Origin of the sequence: Cyclobacterium plantarum (assembly GCF_011290685.1) — a bacterium.
Classification (GTDB): domain Bacteria; phylum Bacteroidota; class Bacteroidia; order Cytophagales; family Cyclobacteriaceae; genus Cyclobacterium; species Cyclobacterium plantarum.
Map to the genome: position 1 here is coordinate 1 of NZ_JAANYN010000004.1, position 16,291 is coordinate 16,291.

General features: G+C 43.1%; 18 protein-coding genes and 1 pseudogene. All 19 read left to right on the forward strand.

What is annotated here, in order from left to right:
• The first annotated feature begins 178 nt into the window (after positions 1–178).
• The 19 genes and pseudogenes from G9Q97_RS10290 to G9Q97_RS10380 all read left to right on the forward strand — a co-directional run bounded on the left by G9Q97_RS10290 (position 179) and on the right by G9Q97_RS10380 (position 16,219).
• Positions 179–1,561, forward strand: a complete 1,383-nt coding sequence (locus G9Q97_RS10290; RefSeq protein WP_166146542.1) for a cytochrome ubiquinol oxidase subunit I — start codon at positions 179–181, stop codon at positions 1,559–1,561.
• A gap of 6 nt (positions 1,562–1,567) precedes the next feature.
• On the forward strand, positions 1,568–2,605 hold the full coding sequence (gene cydB / locus G9Q97_RS10295; protein ID WP_166146544.1) for a cytochrome d ubiquinol oxidase subunit II: 1,038 nt from the start codon (positions 1,568–1,570) through the stop codon (positions 2,603–2,605).
• 90 nt (positions 2,606–2,695) lie between these two features.
• Positions 2,696–3,640, forward strand: a complete 945-nt coding sequence (locus G9Q97_RS10300) for an SMP-30/gluconolactonase/LRE family protein (protein ID WP_166146546.1) — start codon at positions 2,696–2,698, stop codon at positions 3,638–3,640.
• A gap of 3 nt (positions 3,641–3,643) precedes the next feature.
• Positions 3,644–4,915, forward strand: a complete 1,272-nt coding sequence (locus tag G9Q97_RS10305; RefSeq protein ID WP_166146548.1) for a mandelate racemase/muconate lactonizing enzyme family protein — start codon at positions 3,644–3,646, stop codon at positions 4,913–4,915.
• A 77-nt stretch (positions 4,916–4,992) separates the two neighbouring features.
• A complete protein-coding gene (locus tag G9Q97_RS10310; RefSeq protein WP_166146550.1) occupies positions 4,993–5,301 on the forward strand; it encodes a putative quinol monooxygenase in 309 nt (102 codons plus the stop codon).
• A 312-nt stretch (positions 5,302–5,613) separates the two neighbouring features.
• The gene (locus G9Q97_RS10315; RefSeq protein WP_166146552.1) at positions 5,614–6,426 is read left to right on the forward strand and encodes a DUF3658 domain-containing protein; all 813 of its coding nucleotides are present in this window, start codon (positions 5,614–5,616) and stop codon (positions 6,424–6,426) included.
• 498 nt (positions 6,427–6,924) lie between these two features.
• On the forward strand, positions 6,925–7,164 hold the full coding sequence (locus G9Q97_RS10320) for a hypothetical protein (protein ID WP_014773442.1): 240 nt from the start codon (positions 6,925–6,927) through the stop codon (positions 7,162–7,164).
• Positions 7,165–7,167: 3 nt separating this feature from the next.
• Positions 7,168–7,572: a PIN domain-containing protein gene (locus G9Q97_RS10325; RefSeq protein WP_166146553.1), complete on the forward strand. Its 405-nt coding sequence runs from the start codon at positions 7,168–7,170 to the stop codon at positions 7,570–7,572.
• A gap of 152 nt (positions 7,573–7,724) precedes the next feature.
• Complete coding sequence (locus G9Q97_RS10330; RefSeq protein ID WP_166146555.1) at positions 7,725–7,961, forward strand: DUF2442 domain-containing protein; 237 nt, start codon at positions 7,725–7,727, stop codon at positions 7,959–7,961.
• An 837-nt stretch (positions 7,962–8,798) separates the two neighbouring features.
• Positions 8,799–10,052: an APC family permease gene (locus G9Q97_RS10335; protein WP_166146556.1), complete on the forward strand. Its 1,254-nt coding sequence runs from the start codon at positions 8,799–8,801 to the stop codon at positions 10,050–10,052.
• Between the two features lie 81 nt (positions 10,053–10,133).
• Positions 10,134–10,579: pseudogene (locus G9Q97_RS10340) on the forward strand (phage tail protein).
• Between the two features lie 280 nt (positions 10,580–10,859).
• The gene (locus tag G9Q97_RS10345) at positions 10,860–11,450 is read left to right on the forward strand and encodes a LemA family protein (RefSeq protein WP_166146558.1); all 591 of its coding nucleotides are present in this window, start codon (positions 10,860–10,862) and stop codon (positions 11,448–11,450) included.
• A gap of 11 nt (positions 11,451–11,461) precedes the next feature.
• Positions 11,462–11,896: a TPM domain-containing protein gene (locus G9Q97_RS10350; RefSeq protein WP_166146560.1), complete on the forward strand. Its 435-nt coding sequence runs from the start codon at positions 11,462–11,464 to the stop codon at positions 11,894–11,896.
• A 6-nt stretch (positions 11,897–11,902) separates the two neighbouring features.
• On the forward strand, positions 11,903–12,703 hold the full coding sequence (locus G9Q97_RS10355) for a TPM domain-containing protein (RefSeq protein WP_166146562.1): 801 nt from the start codon (positions 11,903–11,905) through the stop codon (positions 12,701–12,703).
• Between the two features lie 354 nt (positions 12,704–13,057).
• Complete coding sequence (locus G9Q97_RS10360) at positions 13,058–13,624, forward strand: dihydrofolate reductase family protein (RefSeq protein WP_166146564.1); 567 nt, start codon at positions 13,058–13,060, stop codon at positions 13,622–13,624.
• Positions 13,625–13,626: 2 nt separating this feature from the next.
• Positions 13,627–13,947, forward strand: coding sequence for an ArsR/SmtB family transcription factor (locus tag G9Q97_RS10365; RefSeq protein WP_166146566.1), 321 nt, complete (start codon positions 13,627–13,629; stop codon positions 13,945–13,947).
• Entirely contained in the window at positions 13,944–14,453 is a 510-nt protein-coding gene (locus tag G9Q97_RS10370) for an SRPBCC family protein (protein ID WP_166146568.1), read from the forward strand. Before G9Q97_RS10365 ends, G9Q97_RS10370 begins: the two co-directional genes overlap by 4 nt.
• A gap of 119 nt (positions 14,454–14,572) precedes the next feature.
• Complete coding sequence (locus tag G9Q97_RS10375) at positions 14,573–14,950, forward strand: DoxX family membrane protein (protein ID WP_166146570.1); 378 nt, start codon at positions 14,573–14,575, stop codon at positions 14,948–14,950.
• Positions 14,951–15,163: 213 nt separating this feature from the next.
• Positions 15,164–16,219, forward strand: coding sequence for a linear amide C-N hydrolase (locus tag G9Q97_RS10380; RefSeq protein WP_166146572.1), 1,056 nt, complete (start codon positions 15,164–15,166; stop codon positions 16,217–16,219).
• The last annotated feature ends 72 nt before the right edge of the window (positions 16,220–16,291 follow it).

The following is a 16,291-nucleotide window of genomic DNA, read 5'->3' on the forward strand; positions in this document are numbered from 1 at the left end:
TAATTATTCAAATCCCTTTCATAATTAATCAGATTTATACATGGGCATCCCTAAATCGTCGGATTTCGTAGAATTTAATAATCGAACTCAGGTATTTAGGATGCCGGGTGGAATTGATTGGCTGACCCGGATTTAGAAATTGGAATACGTTTTTCCATTTCACTAACCGTTGACGGTTATGGACGTAGAGATTTTATCAAGGATTCAATTCGCATTTACGATCGCGTTCCATTACATCTACCCGCCCCTTAGTATTGGCCTGGGACTGATCATGGTGATCATGGAGTCCTTGTATTTGAAAACGGGAAATAAAGAATATGAAATCCTGGCCAAATTCTGGACCCGGATTTTTGCCCTGACTTTCGGCATTGGCGTGGCGACCGGAATTGTAATGGAATTTGAGTTTGGGACCAACTGGGCCACTTATTCCCGCTATGTAGGCGATGTATTTGGAAGTGCACTGGCGGCAGAAGGCATTTTTGCTTTTGCCCTGGAAAGCGGTTTTCTGGGGGTGTTGCTGTTTGGCTGGAACAGGGTAAAGCCCTGGGTGCACTGGGTAGCCACCATGGGCGTCTTTTTAGGGTCTATGTTTTCAGCGGTTTGGATCGTTATTGCCAATAGTTGGCAGCAAACCCCAGCCGGTTTCCATGTGGTGGGAGAGGGGATGGAAGCCAGGGCTGAGATCACCGATTTCTGGGAAATGGTATTTAACCCTTCCAGTATGGACCGGTTGATTCATACCTGGCAGGGTGCCTTTCTGGCTGGAGCGTTTCTGGTTTTAAGTGTGCATGCCTATTACTTACGCAAAGGCCGCTTTGTGGATATCTCCAAAAAAGCGTTCCACATCGCCCTGGTCGTAGCTACCATTTTTTCCCTGTCTCAATTGGTTTCCGGTCACAGTTCGGCAAACGGCGTGGCAGTGAATCAGCCTGCTAAATTGGCGGCATTTGAAGGACATTTTGAAGCGGACGCTCCAGGAGACATGTATTTGTTTGGATGGGTAGACAAAGAATCGCAACAGGTATGGGGAATAAAGGTGCCCGGAGGGCTTTCATTTCTTTTGGATTACCGCTTTGATACACCGGTTACCGGCCTCAATGCCTTCCCGGAAGAAGACAGGCCCTCCCAGATCAACGCCGTTTTCCAGTTCTACCACATCATGGTATCCATAGGAATGTTTTTGATTGCACTGACTTTATTTGCCTGCTACAAGTGGATCAGGGGTGACTTGTTTGAAAGTAAAGGCCTGCTCTGGGTTTTTTCCTTTTCGGTGATCCTGCCCCAGATAGCCAATCAGGTAGGTTGGTTTGCGGCAGAAATGGGCCGGCAACCCTGGGTGGTATATGGCCTATTGCGTACCAGCGATGCGCTGAGTAAATCGGTGACGGAAAATCAGGTGCTCTTTTCCTTGATCATGTTTTTCTTTATCTATAGCCTGTTGTTGCTCTTATTTTTATATTTATTGAATAAAAAGATCAAGCACGGGCCCTATGGAGAACAGGAAGACGATGACCTTCCGTTTCAAAGGGAAGTGGCCCAATCATTTTCAAAACCTAACTAAGATCAGATGGAAACATTAGCCGGTATCGATTATCCCACACTTTGGTTTCTGGTGGTAGGAGGCTTGTTTTCGGGATATGCCATTCTGGATGGATTTGATTTTGGAGCAGGAGCCTGGCATTTGTTTTTTAAAAAGGAAAAAAGCAGACGCCTGGCACTGAATGCCATTGGGCCGGTATGGGATGGCAATGAGGTTTGGCTGGTTATTGGTGGAGGAGCCCTTTTTGCCGGATTTCCGGTAATGTATGCTACCTTGCTTTCCGGCATGTACATTCCCTTTATGCTGTTTTTGATGTTCATCATTTTTCGGGCCGTGTCCATTGAATTTCGCGGCAAAGAGGAAATGGCCTGGTGGCGAAAAATGTGGGACATCTCTTATTCCGTATCCAGCTTCATTTTACCTTTTTTGCTGGGCATCGTGCTGGGAAATGTGTTGCTGGGCTTGCCCATAGGAGAGAATTTTGAATACGAGGGTGCTGGTTTTTTTACCTTCCTGAATCCATTTGCACTGATGGTAGGTATTTCTACACTGGCGCTGATGATGAGCCATGGCGCCATCTACCTGCTATTGAAAACAGAAGGTAGGATGTACGCCAAACTTACCGTTTTACTAAAAAAGGGCATGATTTTCTTTATGGTGAGCTTTGGTATCACCTCCCTGTATACGCTGATTTTTATTCCGCATCTTTCAGATACCTTCAGAAATCAACCCGTTTTATTTATTGTTCCACTCCTGGTGTTTTTGAGCATAGCCAATGTACCCCGCTTGTCGAGTAAAAAGAAATACGGGCAGGCTTTCTTTTTTTCTTCCCTGACGATTAGTTTGTTGCTGGTGTTGGTAGCGATCGAATTGTATCCCAACCTGCTGGTGTCTACCCTGGATCCCAAATATAACATCACCGTCTATAATGCCGCTGCTTCGGACAAGTCTCTGGGCATCATGCTGACCTTTGCAGCTATAGGTACCCCGCTGGTAATTGGGTATACGACCTTTGTCTACCTCACCTTTCGCGGCAAGGTCAAGATCGATGAGATGAGTTATTGAAGGCAATTTTCCGGATGATTTGAGCGGTAGGCCTTTGCCTTTTAGTTGGATTCCTGTATATTTCCTAATGAACCAGTAAACCCAAAAACCATGAAGATAACGTCCCGCCTCCGCAAAATCAGTTTTTCTGCTCTTTTCTTTCTTTTTCTTCTCCCAGCAATTGGTCAAGACCTGGATGTCAAAGACCAGGCCTTTCTGGATCTGGTAGCCGAGGACGTGGAGGTAAAGAAATTGGCAGATGGCTTTCGGTTTACCGAGGGGCCCGTCTGGAACAAGGAGGAAGGTCATTTGCTGTTTAGCGATATTCCCGCCAATACCATCTATCGTTGGAGTCCCGGAGAGCCGGTGAACGTCTTTCGGGAGCCAAGCAATAACTCCAATGGCCTCACCTACGATGCAGCAGGGAACTTGCTGATGGCCGAGCACAGCGGCAGAAAGATTGCCCGGCTCAGTTCGGACGGAGATTATGAGGCAGTAGTAACGGAATACAAAGGTACATCGCTCAACAGCCCGAATGATTTGATTGTACACAGCAATGGAGCCATCTATTTTACTGACCCCCCTTATGGACTCCCATCCGGTGCTACGGATACCCTTGGGTACAATGGAGTATACCGCTTTTACAAGGGAAAGTTGACACTGATTGCAGATGACCTGTTTCGACCCAACGGGCTGGCCCTGTCACCGGATGAGCGAACACTTTACGTAGCCAATTCCGATCAACCCAAAAAGTACATGCAGTACCCGGTCAGCAAGGGTGGTAAAGTGGGCAAGGGAATTTTGTTTTTCAACGCTTCGGGCCTTGAGGGAACGGGAAATCCGGACGGCATCAAGGTGGACCAAAAGGGAAATATTTTTGCTACCGGACCCGGAGGAGTACTTGTTTTTGCCCCGAACGGCCGGCATTTGGGTACCATCCGCTTTCCGGAAACGCCTTCCAATCTGGCCTTTGGGGGTGCGGATGGGAAAACGCTTTTTGTAACCGCCAGGACTGGCCTGTATGCGGTGGAATTAAAGGTGGCCGGAAAGGAGTAAACCATGAAAGCCAATAGGAGAAAGTTTATCAAGCGTTCTGCCCTGGCTGCGGTAGCGGGGATGACAGCCTTTTCTACCAGATCTACTGGCAAGGCGTTGGAAGCATTGCACTGGCAGGAGGAAGCCCTGGACCGGGTGTTGACCGAACCGGTATTACGACTGGAAGAACTGAAGGACCCGGTCTGGATTGAGACGGTAGAATTGCTGCGCAAGGGAGATAACTTTATCTGTCGCGTTCGCTCCAAATCGGGTGCCGAGGGACTGTCGGTAAGCAATAACATGCAGATGAAGCACCTGTACCCCATTTTTGTCAACCGCATTCAGCCCTTTTTTATCGGCAAGGATGCCCGGGACTGGGAAAAGCTTTTGGAAGAGGTGTATGTGTACCAGAGCAATTACAAACTGCAAAATCTGGCCTTCTGGGTGCCCTTGGCTACGCTGGAGTTTGCCGTTCTGGATTTGTTGGGAAAATTGGCTGGCAAAAGCATGGGCGCTCTGCTGGCGGAAACCATTTACCATCCGGAGATTGCCGTCTACCAGGCCAATAATTACCGGGGAAAATCGGCGGAGGAATCCATTGACCTGATTGAAAAGCATGTGCGGGAAACCGAGGCCCGGGCTCTGAAATTCAAGGTGGGTGGCCGGATGAGTCACAACAGGGATTTTCCGCCAGGCAGGACAGAAGCGCTAATTCCTCTGGTCAGGGAACGTTTCGGTTCGGAGATAGTGATTTATGCCGATTCCAACGGTTCCTATACCCCTGAGGAGGCCATACGCATTGGTAAACTCATGGAAGAATATGCCTATGATTTTTACGAGGAGCCCGTGCCGTTTGACTGGTATGAAGAAACCCGGGAAGTCACCAAAGCGATAACGATTCCGGTAGCCGGTGGGGAGCAGGAACCCAGCATGCATGGTTTTCGCTGGCTGATCAAGGAGGATGCCCTGGATATCGTGCAGCCAGATATTTTTTATTTTGGGGGCATGGTGCGTTCCATGAAAGTAGCGAAGATGGCCGCGCTGAAAGGAAAACCCTGTACCCCGCACATTTCCGGTTCGGGCCTGGGCTACCTGTACATGATGCATTTTGTGTCGGCCGTTGCCAATGCCGGACCCTTTCATGAATTCAAGGGGTTTAACAATGAAATTCCCCTGGATAGTCCTACCTCCAGCCTTAGCAGTGAGGGCGGTAAAGTCACCGTTCCTACGGGCCCGGGCCTGGGCGTTACCCTGGATCCGGAATTTGTGGCAGCGCACCGGGTGGTAACCGGGTAATCCGGTAGGTCTGCCGGGAAAAAAGTAAAGCAAGGTTTTAGTCACTATTTAGAACAATCAACGCTAATCCATAAAACATGAACAAATACCTATTGAATGGCAAATTGACCGCAAAGCCCGGGCATCAGGAAGCCCTTGCAGCGATTTTACTGCAAGCGTCCGAATTGGTGGCTACCGCTAAAGGATGCAGGCTATATGTAATCGGTCAAAATCCGGACGACCCCCATTCCGTGTACATTACCGAAATCTGGGACAGCAAAGCCGACCACGACCAATCCCTGAAAGTGGAGGGAGTACGGGAGCTGATCAGCCAGGCCATGCCCTTACTGGACGGTCCGCCAGCCAAAGGGCAGGAGCTGGAGCTTCTTGGCGGTGCGGGGATCTAAGCTGGCATGGGAAAAACCGGTTTGTTTTTTTGCTTCAATCTCCGAAATGCTTAATTTATTGAACGAAACCAAGGAATGCGCTGGGTTACATATTCCGTATACATGCAACTCTCCTTCCAAGGCATAGCTTAATACAGGTGTTATGGGCAATTCGTTGCAACCGATTAACTCGGTTCCGCTATAGGAGTTGAAGAGACTAGCTTTATTGAGATTATCCGGTTGAGTTGTCAAGTCATATAGCGGGTTCCATAGTTTTTGGATTAAGATGGATAAGGTACATGATATAGAATTTATAGTTGAATATTAAATTAGATGGAAAAAAACCAAACCCACATAGTATTTGGACACCAAGAACAACTAAAATGCAATATAGAACTTAGGCCATATATTGGGAAAATAGTTTCTCTGAAGGATTATCTACAAATAGGGCCATTATATAATCTACATGAATTTGAAGGAAAATATCATAGGCAGGAATGGTTTAATACCAATTTTACATCTATGATTGAAGTATGTCATACCTACCAATGGCAGCAAGATATATTGAAAATTGAATATTTAAAACATACTTTAACTCCCAGTAGCATTTTATACATATGGTCTGGTAATTTTATTACTGATATTCTTGGAACTGCAAGATTACTTTATGAATTACGAAATATAAACATACGTATAGAAATGACAGACTTTAATAATATCCAATTGCCACATCGAAATGGAAAGCAATGGACGCCGAGTCATCTGACAGTCGTTCACTCTGAAGATTGTGGTACTGTAGCGAAATCTTTTTATCCATTAGATTTAAAGAAGCGAAAATATTGGCAAGATCTATGGATTTCACTTGTGAAACAAAAGGGTACATTGCGAATTTTAGACGGCAAAGATAACTTTATTACAAAGGACGAAAATTATTTTGATCATTACTTGAAAGCTTATATGTCTACGGAATTTCAAAACCCAATTCGTATAGTTGGGCATGTACTAGTTGATACAGGATTTGCAGTTAGTGATCACTTCTTTTTTTGGAGGTTCAGAGAAATGGTGCAATCACATGAAGCGGAAGCAGAAGGAAACATACATGACATTAGAGAGTATCTTATTAGATTGCCCAAGAAAGCTGAATAAAAAATAAGTAACTTCCTAAAATTTAATATATCAAATATCATTGGGGAGATACTTTTTTATGTCTTATGTAAAGCCGTCAAATAAGGCATTGTTTTGAATTCCCAAGTCTGAGGTAGAAGCATTCCCCAGGCACCTTTGGTGACTGATGAACACTGGGATGAGCTAATCAGGCTGGCAATGGAAGATATATAAAACGTTTGAAACCTTTTTTTTACATTGACTATTCATTAAAAAGGTAGAAAAGACATAGACGAAATTGACTAAAGCGATTCTAAAGTGAAGAAAAATTACAGCCCATACACTGTGTAGTATCCATGCCTGCTGAAGCGGTGACCGAAAGTTTGCTATTTTTACTATCTTTGATGCTAGAGGAAAGAGAAGTGCTTATAAATCCGGCACGGCTACTACACTAAGCGTTACAGGGAAGTTGAAGAAGAACCAAGTAGAATGGAAATCAGTTTTATAATGTAATTTCATATATTTATTAAAATTTAGACTATGACACATGCAGAACGCCATATCATTGAAACTTATTCTGAGCTTTTTGAAAGCTTGAGTTCTGTAAGCAAATTAGAGTTGCTGGAACGGCTCGCAAAATCTATTAGGAAAGGAAGAAAGTCTAATGAAAAGGATTTTTTTAGTTCTTTCGGAGGATTTGTTTCAGAAAAGCCAGCCGAAGAAATCATAAAAGATATTAGGGAAAGCAGGAAATTCAGATCAAAAGACTTGAAAATTTAAAATATGCAATATTTGCTTGACACAAGTACATGTGTATTTTTTTTAAGAGGGGAACTCCATCTAGACGAAATCATCAAGGAAAAAGGTCTTGAGAATTGTTTCATCTCTGAAATAACAGTTTTTGAACTGAAATACGGAGCAGAAAATAGCGATGATCCCAAAAAATCTCACATAGCGGTTGATAAATTTGTTAAGGGACTAACCATCATTCCAATTTTTGGGATAGTAGACCAGTATGCAAATATCAAAGTCTTGCTTCGAAAAAAAGGAACACCTATGCATGATGAATTTGACTTGATAATTGGTGTTACTGCACAAGCAAATGAAATTATTTTAGTAACCGACAACATTAAAGACTTCCGGCATATTGAAAACCTAAAACTAGAAAACTGGGCTGAAAGAAAATAACTTCCCTGTAATTAGAGGTATTATAGGGAATGGTTTTCCCCTTTTGTTTTTATGGTGCCGGGAGATTTTAAAAGTAGCAGTTTTTAAGTTGATCGTTGGTTTGGGTCTCCTTTTTCAGTAGAAAGGTATAGCGTTAATCCTAAATAAGTGGCATGAGTACTTTAACAGATAAAAAAATCAATAGAGCCAAAAAAGTCTGGTTTACGGAAGAAATGCTTTATGTCTTATTGGAAGATGGAAGAGAAATCGGTGCTCCAATTGAATGGTTTCCCAAACTTCGGCAAGCGTCAAAAGAACAGTTAACTAATTGGAGGTTAAACGGAGGAGGAATTGGAATTCACTGGGAAAGCCTAGATGAAGATCTCTCAGTTAATGGATTATTAAATTAAACCAAAATAATTGAGCCTGTTCCTAATATACAAGCATTCTGACTCGGCTTTAAAGGGTAAGTGCGTTGTAGGTATTTCTTAACCGGACCCCTGAGGTTTTTAAAGCCTCGGCGGTCTTTCATTTTTTGGCAAATAAGCGCAGGGCCCAATCCGGGTTGATCCGGTACAGGTCATCCATTTTGCCATTTCCACCCTCCGTAACCAGCCATATTTTGTCGGCTATTTTCGTCCCTGTAGTTGAGTTATAGGTTAGAAAAGGTCAAAAACAGGATGCTTTTGGGTGGCATCACGAACTCTCCGGCCTGCACATTCTTGCCCTGAATTCCAGGGTTTTTCGGATCTTTGTTTTTTTAAGCTGGAAAGCGGGTGGTTTCAGGCTGTACTTTTTGCAGTGGGAAAAAATGCGTTCCACTATCGAGAGGTTTATTGACCAGAAACCAAGCGCAAGGGCTGCAAATCATAGTTGGAACAGGTTTTAAGAATGCATGTTACCAACATCGTTTCATGAATCACCTTGATTCAATATAAAAGATAGCGGCTTGGTTGTTTATTTGGGAAAGAGTATAATCAGCCTTTCGCTCCAGTCAAAATTTTGGAAGTTCCTGACCTACCCAAGATCCTGGACAAAAAATAAATTTTTGCCATTGATGGATATACAGGTTTTCCAAGATCCACACATTCTTTATGTGAGAAAGGAACCGTTCAGGCTTGATTTTTGCGCCGAAATAGTTAATTCGATCATCGGATTTGGAAGTTGAGAAGATGGTGGGTGCCTTATTCTCCCACCTCAGCTTCCGGAATAAATTTTTATATGAATTTTGCAAAGGATAATAGGAAATGGCTGATGACAAAATGAATTTTAATGCTACCTGGGCAATGGCAGTCGGAGGTATGGTTGGAGGCGGGATATTTTCAGTTTTGGGTGTTATTATTCAGTCTGCAGGAGAATGGGCCTGGTTGAGTTTCGTAATTGCAGGTCTTATTGCATTAGTATCCGCCCATAGTTACAACCAACTCTCTATCAAATATGGTGAAGGTGGTGGTGCGTTCACATTCTTAAGGAAAATCAATCATCAAGGATTTGCAGGTAGTCTCTCCTGGATTTTAATTTTAGGCTACATCTTAACACTTTCTGTGTATGCTTTCACTTTTGGACATTATGTGGCGCACATTTTTGAATTAGGTTCCTGGCTGCCCAGAGTATTGGGCGTTGCAATCATTGCCTTACTTACATTTATTAACTTAAAGGGAGTAAGCAATACTTCGACATTTGAAATCATCACAGTTTATGGCAAATTACTCGTTTTGTTGGGGCTCGCAGTCTATGGATTAGCAGAATGGATGCCAGAACAATTAACCAAAGGGGTTAGTCCAAAACCTTGGCACGCAGCTATTATGGGAGCAGGTACGATTTTTATGGCTTATGAGGGTTTTCAGCTTTTATCCTATGATTATAATGATTTAAAAAATCCGGACAAAACACTCCCCAAAGCTACTATATGGTCAGTTCTAACAGTAATTTTCATTTACGTATTAGTAACCCTCGGAACCACCATGATTGTGGGTGCAGATACAATCATTGAAAAAAAGGAAGTCGCACTATCCATCGCCGGAAAAATGGCTATGGGGACGATTGGACTCGTCATTGTTACCATCGCTGCAGCATTTTCAACAGGTTCAGCAATAAATGCTACGTTATTCTCAACAGCAAGATTAATGGAAAATGTAGCTGAGAAAAAAGATTTGCCACACTTATTTGTTAAGGAGAATGACGAAAACATTCCTTACTATGCCATACTCATAATAGCAGCATTGGCCTCAGCCCTCGCTATCATTGGAAGTCTTAGTAGTTTGGTTGATGCAGCAAGTATTATTTTTCTGTTCACATTTGGAACCGTGAATTTCATTGCTTTTCATCAACAAGCCAAATATAAATGGATTTGTTTCACAGGGTCAATACTTTGCGGGCTTGCAATTGTAGCGGATATTATTGAGAAAATTGAAAAAATTCCTTTTTCTTTAATAGGGCTAATAGTAATTTCTGTTTCTTTATTTGTATTCAGGCCTTATATTTTGAAGAAGATTAAGTAAGGGTTTATGGCAGGTTGCATAGGAAAAGAGAGACACTAAATCCAACAGTTAGATAACCTTGTAATCTTAAATTCTGCGATCATGTCAGAAGAAACCCAGGATAATGAATGGCCAGAACCTAAATTTAACTTTACCGTTACATTCGATGCTCAGGAAAATATAGCGGTGTTTCAAGAAATTGCCTGCTTAGATATGGAAAATCAACGGATGGAATTTCGATCCCGGCAATTTTCAATGATCAAAATGCCTGGAAGAGTAGGGTACGGGGCGGTAACGCTCAAAAAGGGCGTTCTTCGTAAGGATAATGATTTCTTTACCTGGTTTGATGCCATAAAAATGAATACAATCAAGCTAGAAACGGTAGTCATTCAATTGATAGATGAGCAAGGTAGCCCAACCATGACCTGGCGTCTGCTGGATGTAGGCCCACAAAAATTGCTGGTAATGATTTAAAATCCGATGGAAATGAGGTTTCGGTAGAAACTTTGGAGTTGGCGCATGAAGGAATTACGATTGTAAATAAATAGCAACCTTTACTTGCTATAGTCTTGCCAGGTTTGTTCTATCAATGGGAGCCAACTAATAAATGAAACGCAGGAAAGAACAATGGCGGTAGTTGCAATTGCTTCGATCTTTACCCATTCGGATGTTCGAAATTTTGAGGTGAAAGGATTTGCATTCATCTATTCCACCTTCCGGTCCCTAAATGGCATTTGAAATCCGTGAAAATGATCGGTTTTCACAACCCTCCGGCTTAACTTTACGTCAAATACCTGCATTGTTTTTTAAAACATCCATATTTGAACTATGAAAAAAATATTAATTCCCATTGGAATCATTCTCCTGATTGGCATATTTGTGTACAGCAAAGCTGTAGGCGTGTACAATACCTTTGTGCAAACCGAAGAAACCGTCAACGGCCAATGGGCTGAAGTGGAAACCCAATACCAGCGCCGGGCCGACCTGATCCCCAATTTGGTGAATACAGTAAAGGGTTATGCCGATTTTGAACAAGAAACCCTGACAGGAGTAATCGAAGCGAGGGCAAAGGCAACTTCCATCAATTTGCAGGCAGATGACCTTACCCCTGAAAATATCGCACGATTCCAGGAAGCACAAGACCAACTGAGCGGATCGCTCAGCAGACTGCTTGTGGCAGTGGAAAGATATCCTGACCTGAAAGCCAATCAGAATTTTCTGGAATTGCAAGCGCAACTCGAAGGCACGGAAAACAGGATTGCTGTAGCTAGAAGAAACTTCAACCAATCTGTTCAGGGCTACAATGCCAATCTCAGAACCTTTCCTAATAATGTTTTTGCCGGTTGGTACGGATTTGAGACCAAGGGCTATTTCGAAGCCGCAGCAGGTGCTGAAAATGCCCCAACGGTAGAATTTTAAATAAAAATCTCATGGCCGAAAAATTATTCAGTACTGCAGACCGGGCCATAATTACGGAGGCTATCCGGAATGCAGAAAAGGAAACTTCCGGAGAAATCCAGGTGCACATCGAAAGCCATTGCAAAGGAGATGTACTCGACCGGGCGGCACAGGTGTTTGAAAAACTCAAGATGCACAAAACCAAGTACCGCAACGCAGTGCTTTTCTATCTTGCTGCAGAAGACCATAAATTTGCCATCCTGGGAGATGCCGGCATAAATCAGGTGGTTCCTGAACATTTCTGGGAAAATATCAAGGAGGAAATGGTGATTCATTTCAAAAACCGGGCATTTACCGAGGGGCTTAGAAAAGGCATAGAAATGTCCGGCCAGCAGCTTCAGCAACATTTTCCTTACGACCAAAAAGGAGACATCAACGAACTACCCAACGATATATCCTTCGAATAGAACATTATGATCAAAAGACAGCTTTTCACTTTATTACTTTTAGCATCCCTTTCACTTTCCGGCTGGGCGCAGGGAGATTTTCCCGAAAAACCAAACCCTCCCCGCCTGGTAAATGATTTTTCGGAAACCCTTTCAGACCAGGAGGTGAGGCAGCTGGAAAGTAAGCTTTTGGCCTACAATGACAGCACCTCTTCGCAGGTCAGTATCGTAATGATCAATTCCGTAGGGCCCTATGCGATCAGTGATTATGCGTTTCAATTGGGAGACAAATGGGGGATAGGCAGAAAAGACAAGGACAATGGCATCCTGATCCTTGCGGCCATGAAAGACAGGAAAGTGTTTATTGCAACTGGATATGGCATGGAAGGAGCGATTCCGGATGCCCTGGCCAAGCGGATAGTCGAACAGCTTATTGTGCCCAACTTCCGGAAGGAAGACTACTTTACAGGCCTGGACCAGGCCACGGACATGATCTTTAAGCTGGCTTCAGGTGAGTATGATGCCGAGCAGTTAAGCTCATCAGACCGGCCAGGGGGCCTGTTGCCATTTTTATTGATTTTCGCCATCGGCTTTGTGATTTTGAGCCTGATCAAAAACCGAAAAGACAACAACAACCACATGGGTGGAAAACGTGGTGGTGTGGATTTCTTCACTACCATGATGCTTGCCAGTATGCTTGGAGGCAACCGCGGTAAGTTTGGCGACTTCTCCTCAGGAAGCGGCGGCTTTGGCGGCGGTGGAGGAGGATCCTTCGGTGGATTCGGAGGCGGTAGCTTTGGCGGTGGAGGTGCAGGCGGAAGCTGGTAGCTTTTGCAACATCACTCAGCTGGATTTTATTGCCCAGTTTTCAAATAGCTATACGGTAAAATGTGATAATCCCTTTGATATATTCTTCTGACTAGGGTTAGGTACCTATCCATAAATTTCCCCATCTACTTAGGAAAGGATTAGCAACCTGAATTCGTACGAACTTTTTTAGAACTCAGTTCCCGGTTTGGATCATCCTTAACAACAACAACCGGTCCTTTCCTGCAAAATCAGATCAGCTTCCTGATTATCAACAGGAATCACCTTGAAAAAAATACAATAAAAAATTGCGAAACTGAATAGTTGCGTATATATTTGCAACCATGTAGTTTCAAGATTCATTTAACAATTTTCATGAGGAAATTAAAATTACAAGTGCAGCTAACCGTTGACGGATTTATTTCAGGAGAGAAGGGAGAAATGGATTGGATGACAATAAATTGGTCTGATGACTTAAAAAGCTATGTCGACGGATTGTTACAACCTGTTGATGCCATTTTACTTGGCAGGCATTTAGCAGAGGGTTTTATTCCTCATTGGGAAGCCGTTGCTAATGACCAGGAGAACCCTGAGCGGGAAGCAGGGATTAAGTTTTCGGAAACACATAAAATTGTCTTCAGCAAAACATTGACAAAATCTAAATGGGAAAACACAGTCGTAGAGAATGGGGATTTTGTGGAAGCGATTAAGGCACTTAAACAGCAAGCCGGCAATGAAATGATTGTATATGGCGGGGGCAAATTCGTTTCATTTTTGATCAAAGAAAAATTGATTGATGAAATGTATTTATTCGTAAATCCGGCGATCATTGGCAAAGGGATGTCAATTTTCAAGGAAGCAGAAGCAAGGCAAAAGTTGAATTTGCTCGCTTCCCGGCAATTTGCCTGTGGAATAGTTGTCCTGGTATATCAGACCGGTTAATCATGCGAAGAGATGTGTTTCAAGCGATAGCGGACCCAACACGCCGGGCAATAATCATGCTTTTGACAGTGGGTGCTTTGACTCCCAATGCGATAGCAGAACATTTTGACAGCAGCAGACAGGCAGTTTCAAAACATTTAAGAATCCTTGCCGAATGTGATATTGTTAGGCAGGAGCAACAAGGCAGGGAAATTCATTATCACCTCAATGTCGAAAAAATGGCAGCAGTAGAAGACTGGCTTAAGCAATTCAAGCAATTGATTGGCCAAAGATTCAACCAGCTGGATGAGGTGTTGGAGCAAATAAAATTAAAGAAAAAATGAGCAAATCGATTTTATTCAATTTCGAGGTTGACAAACCAAATCAACAGATCCATGTCACAAGATCATTCCATGCACCTGTCGATCTGGTTTGGTCCGCCTGGACGAAAGCAGAAATTCTTGACCAATGGTGGGCACCCAAGCCATGGATTGCCAAAACGAAATCTATGGATTTTAAAGAGGGGGGGCATTGGCTTTATGCAATGGTAAGCCCGGAAAATGAAGAACACTGGGGGAGAGTCGATTACCTCAGTATTGAACATCAAAAATCATTTTCTGCTTTCGATGGTTTTTGTGATTCAGCAGGTAAAATAGATACGACGCTTCCACGAAATAAATGGGAAAATAATTTTGAGCAATATGGCGAACAGACCCTTGTCAATATTCGGTTGACATTCGATTCTTTGGAGGACCTTGAAAAAATAATTGAAATGGGTTTCAAAGAAGGTTTCACGGCTGGTCTCCAAAATTTAGACCAGTATATTGCCTCTCAAATCAGCTTACGCTAAAAATTATACAAATAAACCCTAAAAAAAGATGAAATCGAGCATGTCGCAAGCGACACACGGAGGAATGATTATCCAACATGCGAGATTCCATGTGGCAACTTAGAGAAAATTACAAACACATGAAACAAAAAGCGTACAATGTAATTGCTATCCTCTTTGGACTATTATTAATGAACGGAGGATTGAACAAATTTTTCAATTATGTGCCGGTGCCTGAAGGCTTGCCAGAAGCCCTGGTCAAAGATAATTTGGCCCTTATAGAAATCGAATGGCTAATGCCGCTGATAGGATTTGCAGAGGTTTTGGGAGGACTCCTAATTTTCTTCCCAAAAACAAGAGCGTTGGGAGCTTTGGTGGTATTTCCGGTAATGGTGGGTATCCTGCTTACGCACATTTTTGTGGCACCAGAAGGGCTTGTAATAGCACTAATAATTTGGGCAATTCTTCTTTGGATAATATTTGAAAACCGGAGCAAATACCTCAATTTATTAAAGTAAATTTTCTTTTTCACCATTGTATATTAAATAATTGATTTAAAAAATGTAATTTAATCAACATAATCCTTTTGAAATTCCCTATTTTGGTCATGCGTACCTATTGGAAGACTGATTGTTTACAATAAATATCCATAGACACCAAAGTTGACCTATCCAAGGGAATCAGCATGCTGGGCTAAAACAGATAAAATTCAGATAATAAACTTTTATAAAATGATTTTGCGAAAAAAAATCCTTTACTTCTCTCTGACCTTGCTGGCCAGCTTTGGATTTATTCCTGAATCCCAAACCTGTACCCGTGTGGTGTACAAGGGTCCCAACAACACCGTTCTCACGGGAAGGACCATGGATTTTTCTTTGGAAATTCCGGCCAATCAGTGGATTTTTCCCCGTGGCATGAAGCGGAGTGGGGAAGTGGGTAAAAACTCCATCGAATGGGTGTCCAAATACGGCAGCCTTGCGGTTAGTTCCTGGGACATTTCCACCACCGATGGCATGAACGAGAAGGGACTTGTGGCCAATATGCTCTGGCTGGTGGAGTCTACTTATCCTACCTTCAATAAGGAAGGAGACACAAAGGGACTGGCCATTTCCCTTTGGGCACAGTATGTTTTAGATAACTTCGCTACTGTAGCAGAGGCTGTAGCAGAAATGAGGGATGCCGACTTTGCCATCGTTTCGGATTTTATTCCGGGCACGGATAAATTCACTACAGTACACCTGTCTATTTCCGATGCCACAGGCGACAGTGCCATATTGGAATACATTGCGGGAAAACTGGTCATCCACCATGATGCTTCCTATCAGCTAATGACCAATGATCCTCCCTACGAGCAGCAAATGGCCATTGGCAAGTATTGGGAAAACATTCCAGGCAAGACGTTTTTGCCGGGATCGGTGACTTCCTCCGACCGTTTTGTTCGTGCCTCGTTCTTTCTCAATTCAATCCCTCAGACGGATAATACCCGCGTAGCGGTGGCCAGTGTTTTTAGTGTAATCCGGAACGTTTCTGTACCTTATGGTTTTGAAATAGAGGGTTATCCGAATCTGTCCACTACACGCTGGCGGATGGTAGCCGATCAGAAAAACCTGGTCTACTATTTCGAAACAGCCTTGACGCCAAATGCCTTTTGGGTGGATCTGAAAAAAATCGATTTCAGCGAAAAGGCTCCGGTACGCAAACTGGATTTATCCAATAACCAGACCTACTCGGGAGAGACTTCAGATTACTTTAAAAAATCAGCACCTTTCCGCTTTATCGGATTGTAACAGTGCCAGGCAATCTAATTTTCTGTTTACCACATTGGGCACTTGGTTTTTTGTTACCCAACCCGGTCCCGA

Excerpts from the sequence above, each read along its gene's own strand:
- G9Q97_RS10300 (WP_166146546.1), top strand. The coding sequence starts at position 2,696 with ATGAAGATAACGTCCCGCCTCCGCAAAATCAGTTTTTCTGCTCTTTTC.
- G9Q97_RS10365 (WP_166146566.1), top strand. The coding sequence starts at position 13,627 with ATGCGAAGAGATGTGTTTCAAGCGATAGCGGACCCAACACGCCGGGCA.
- G9Q97_RS10360 (WP_166146564.1), top strand. The coding sequence starts at position 13,058 with ATGAGGAAATTAAAATTACAAGTGCAGCTAACCGTTGACGGATTTATT.
- G9Q97_RS10350 (WP_166146560.1), top strand. The coding sequence starts at position 11,462 with ATGGCCGAAAAATTATTCAGTACTGCAGACCGGGCCATAATTACGGAG.
- G9Q97_RS10310 (WP_166146550.1), top strand. The coding sequence starts at position 4,993 with ATGAACAAATACCTATTGAATGGCAAATTGACCGCAAAGCCCGGGCAT.
- G9Q97_RS10315 (WP_166146552.1), top strand. The coding sequence starts at position 5,614 with ATGGAAAAAAACCAAACCCACATAGTATTTGGACACCAAGAACAACTA.
- G9Q97_RS10330 (WP_166146555.1), top strand. The coding sequence starts at position 7,725 with ATGAGTACTTTAACAGATAAAAAAATCAATAGAGCCAAAAAAGTCTGG.
- G9Q97_RS10335 (WP_166146556.1), top strand. The coding sequence starts at position 8,799 with ATGGCTGATGACAAAATGAATTTTAATGCTACCTGGGCAATGGCAGTC.
- cydB (WP_166146544.1), top strand. The coding sequence starts at position 1,568 with ATGGAAACATTAGCCGGTATCGATTATCCCACACTTTGGTTTCTGGTG.
- G9Q97_RS10345 (WP_166146558.1), top strand. The coding sequence starts at position 10,860 with ATGAAAAAAATATTAATTCCCATTGGAATCATTCTCCTGATTGGCATA.
- G9Q97_RS10305 (WP_166146548.1), top strand. The coding sequence starts at position 3,644 with ATGAAAGCCAATAGGAGAAAGTTTATCAAGCGTTCTGCCCTGGCTGCG.
- G9Q97_RS10375 (WP_166146570.1), top strand. The coding sequence starts at position 14,573 with ATGAAACAAAAAGCGTACAATGTAATTGCTATCCTCTTTGGACTATTA.
- G9Q97_RS10370 (WP_166146568.1), top strand. The coding sequence starts at position 13,944 with ATGAGCAAATCGATTTTATTCAATTTCGAGGTTGACAAACCAAATCAA.
- G9Q97_RS10355 (WP_166146562.1), top strand. The coding sequence starts at position 11,903 with ATGATCAAAAGACAGCTTTTCACTTTATTACTTTTAGCATCCCTTTCA.
- G9Q97_RS10325 (WP_166146553.1), top strand. The coding sequence starts at position 7,168 with ATGCAATATTTGCTTGACACAAGTACATGTGTATTTTTTTTAAGAGGG.
- G9Q97_RS10380 (WP_166146572.1), top strand. The coding sequence starts at position 15,164 with ATGATTTTGCGAAAAAAAATCCTTTACTTCTCTCTGACCTTGCTGGCC.
- G9Q97_RS10320 (WP_014773442.1), top strand. The coding sequence starts at position 6,925 with ATGACACATGCAGAACGCCATATCATTGAAACTTATTCTGAGCTTTTT.
- G9Q97_RS10290 (WP_166146542.1), top strand. The coding sequence starts at position 179 with ATGGACGTAGAGATTTTATCAAGGATTCAATTCGCATTTACGATCGCG.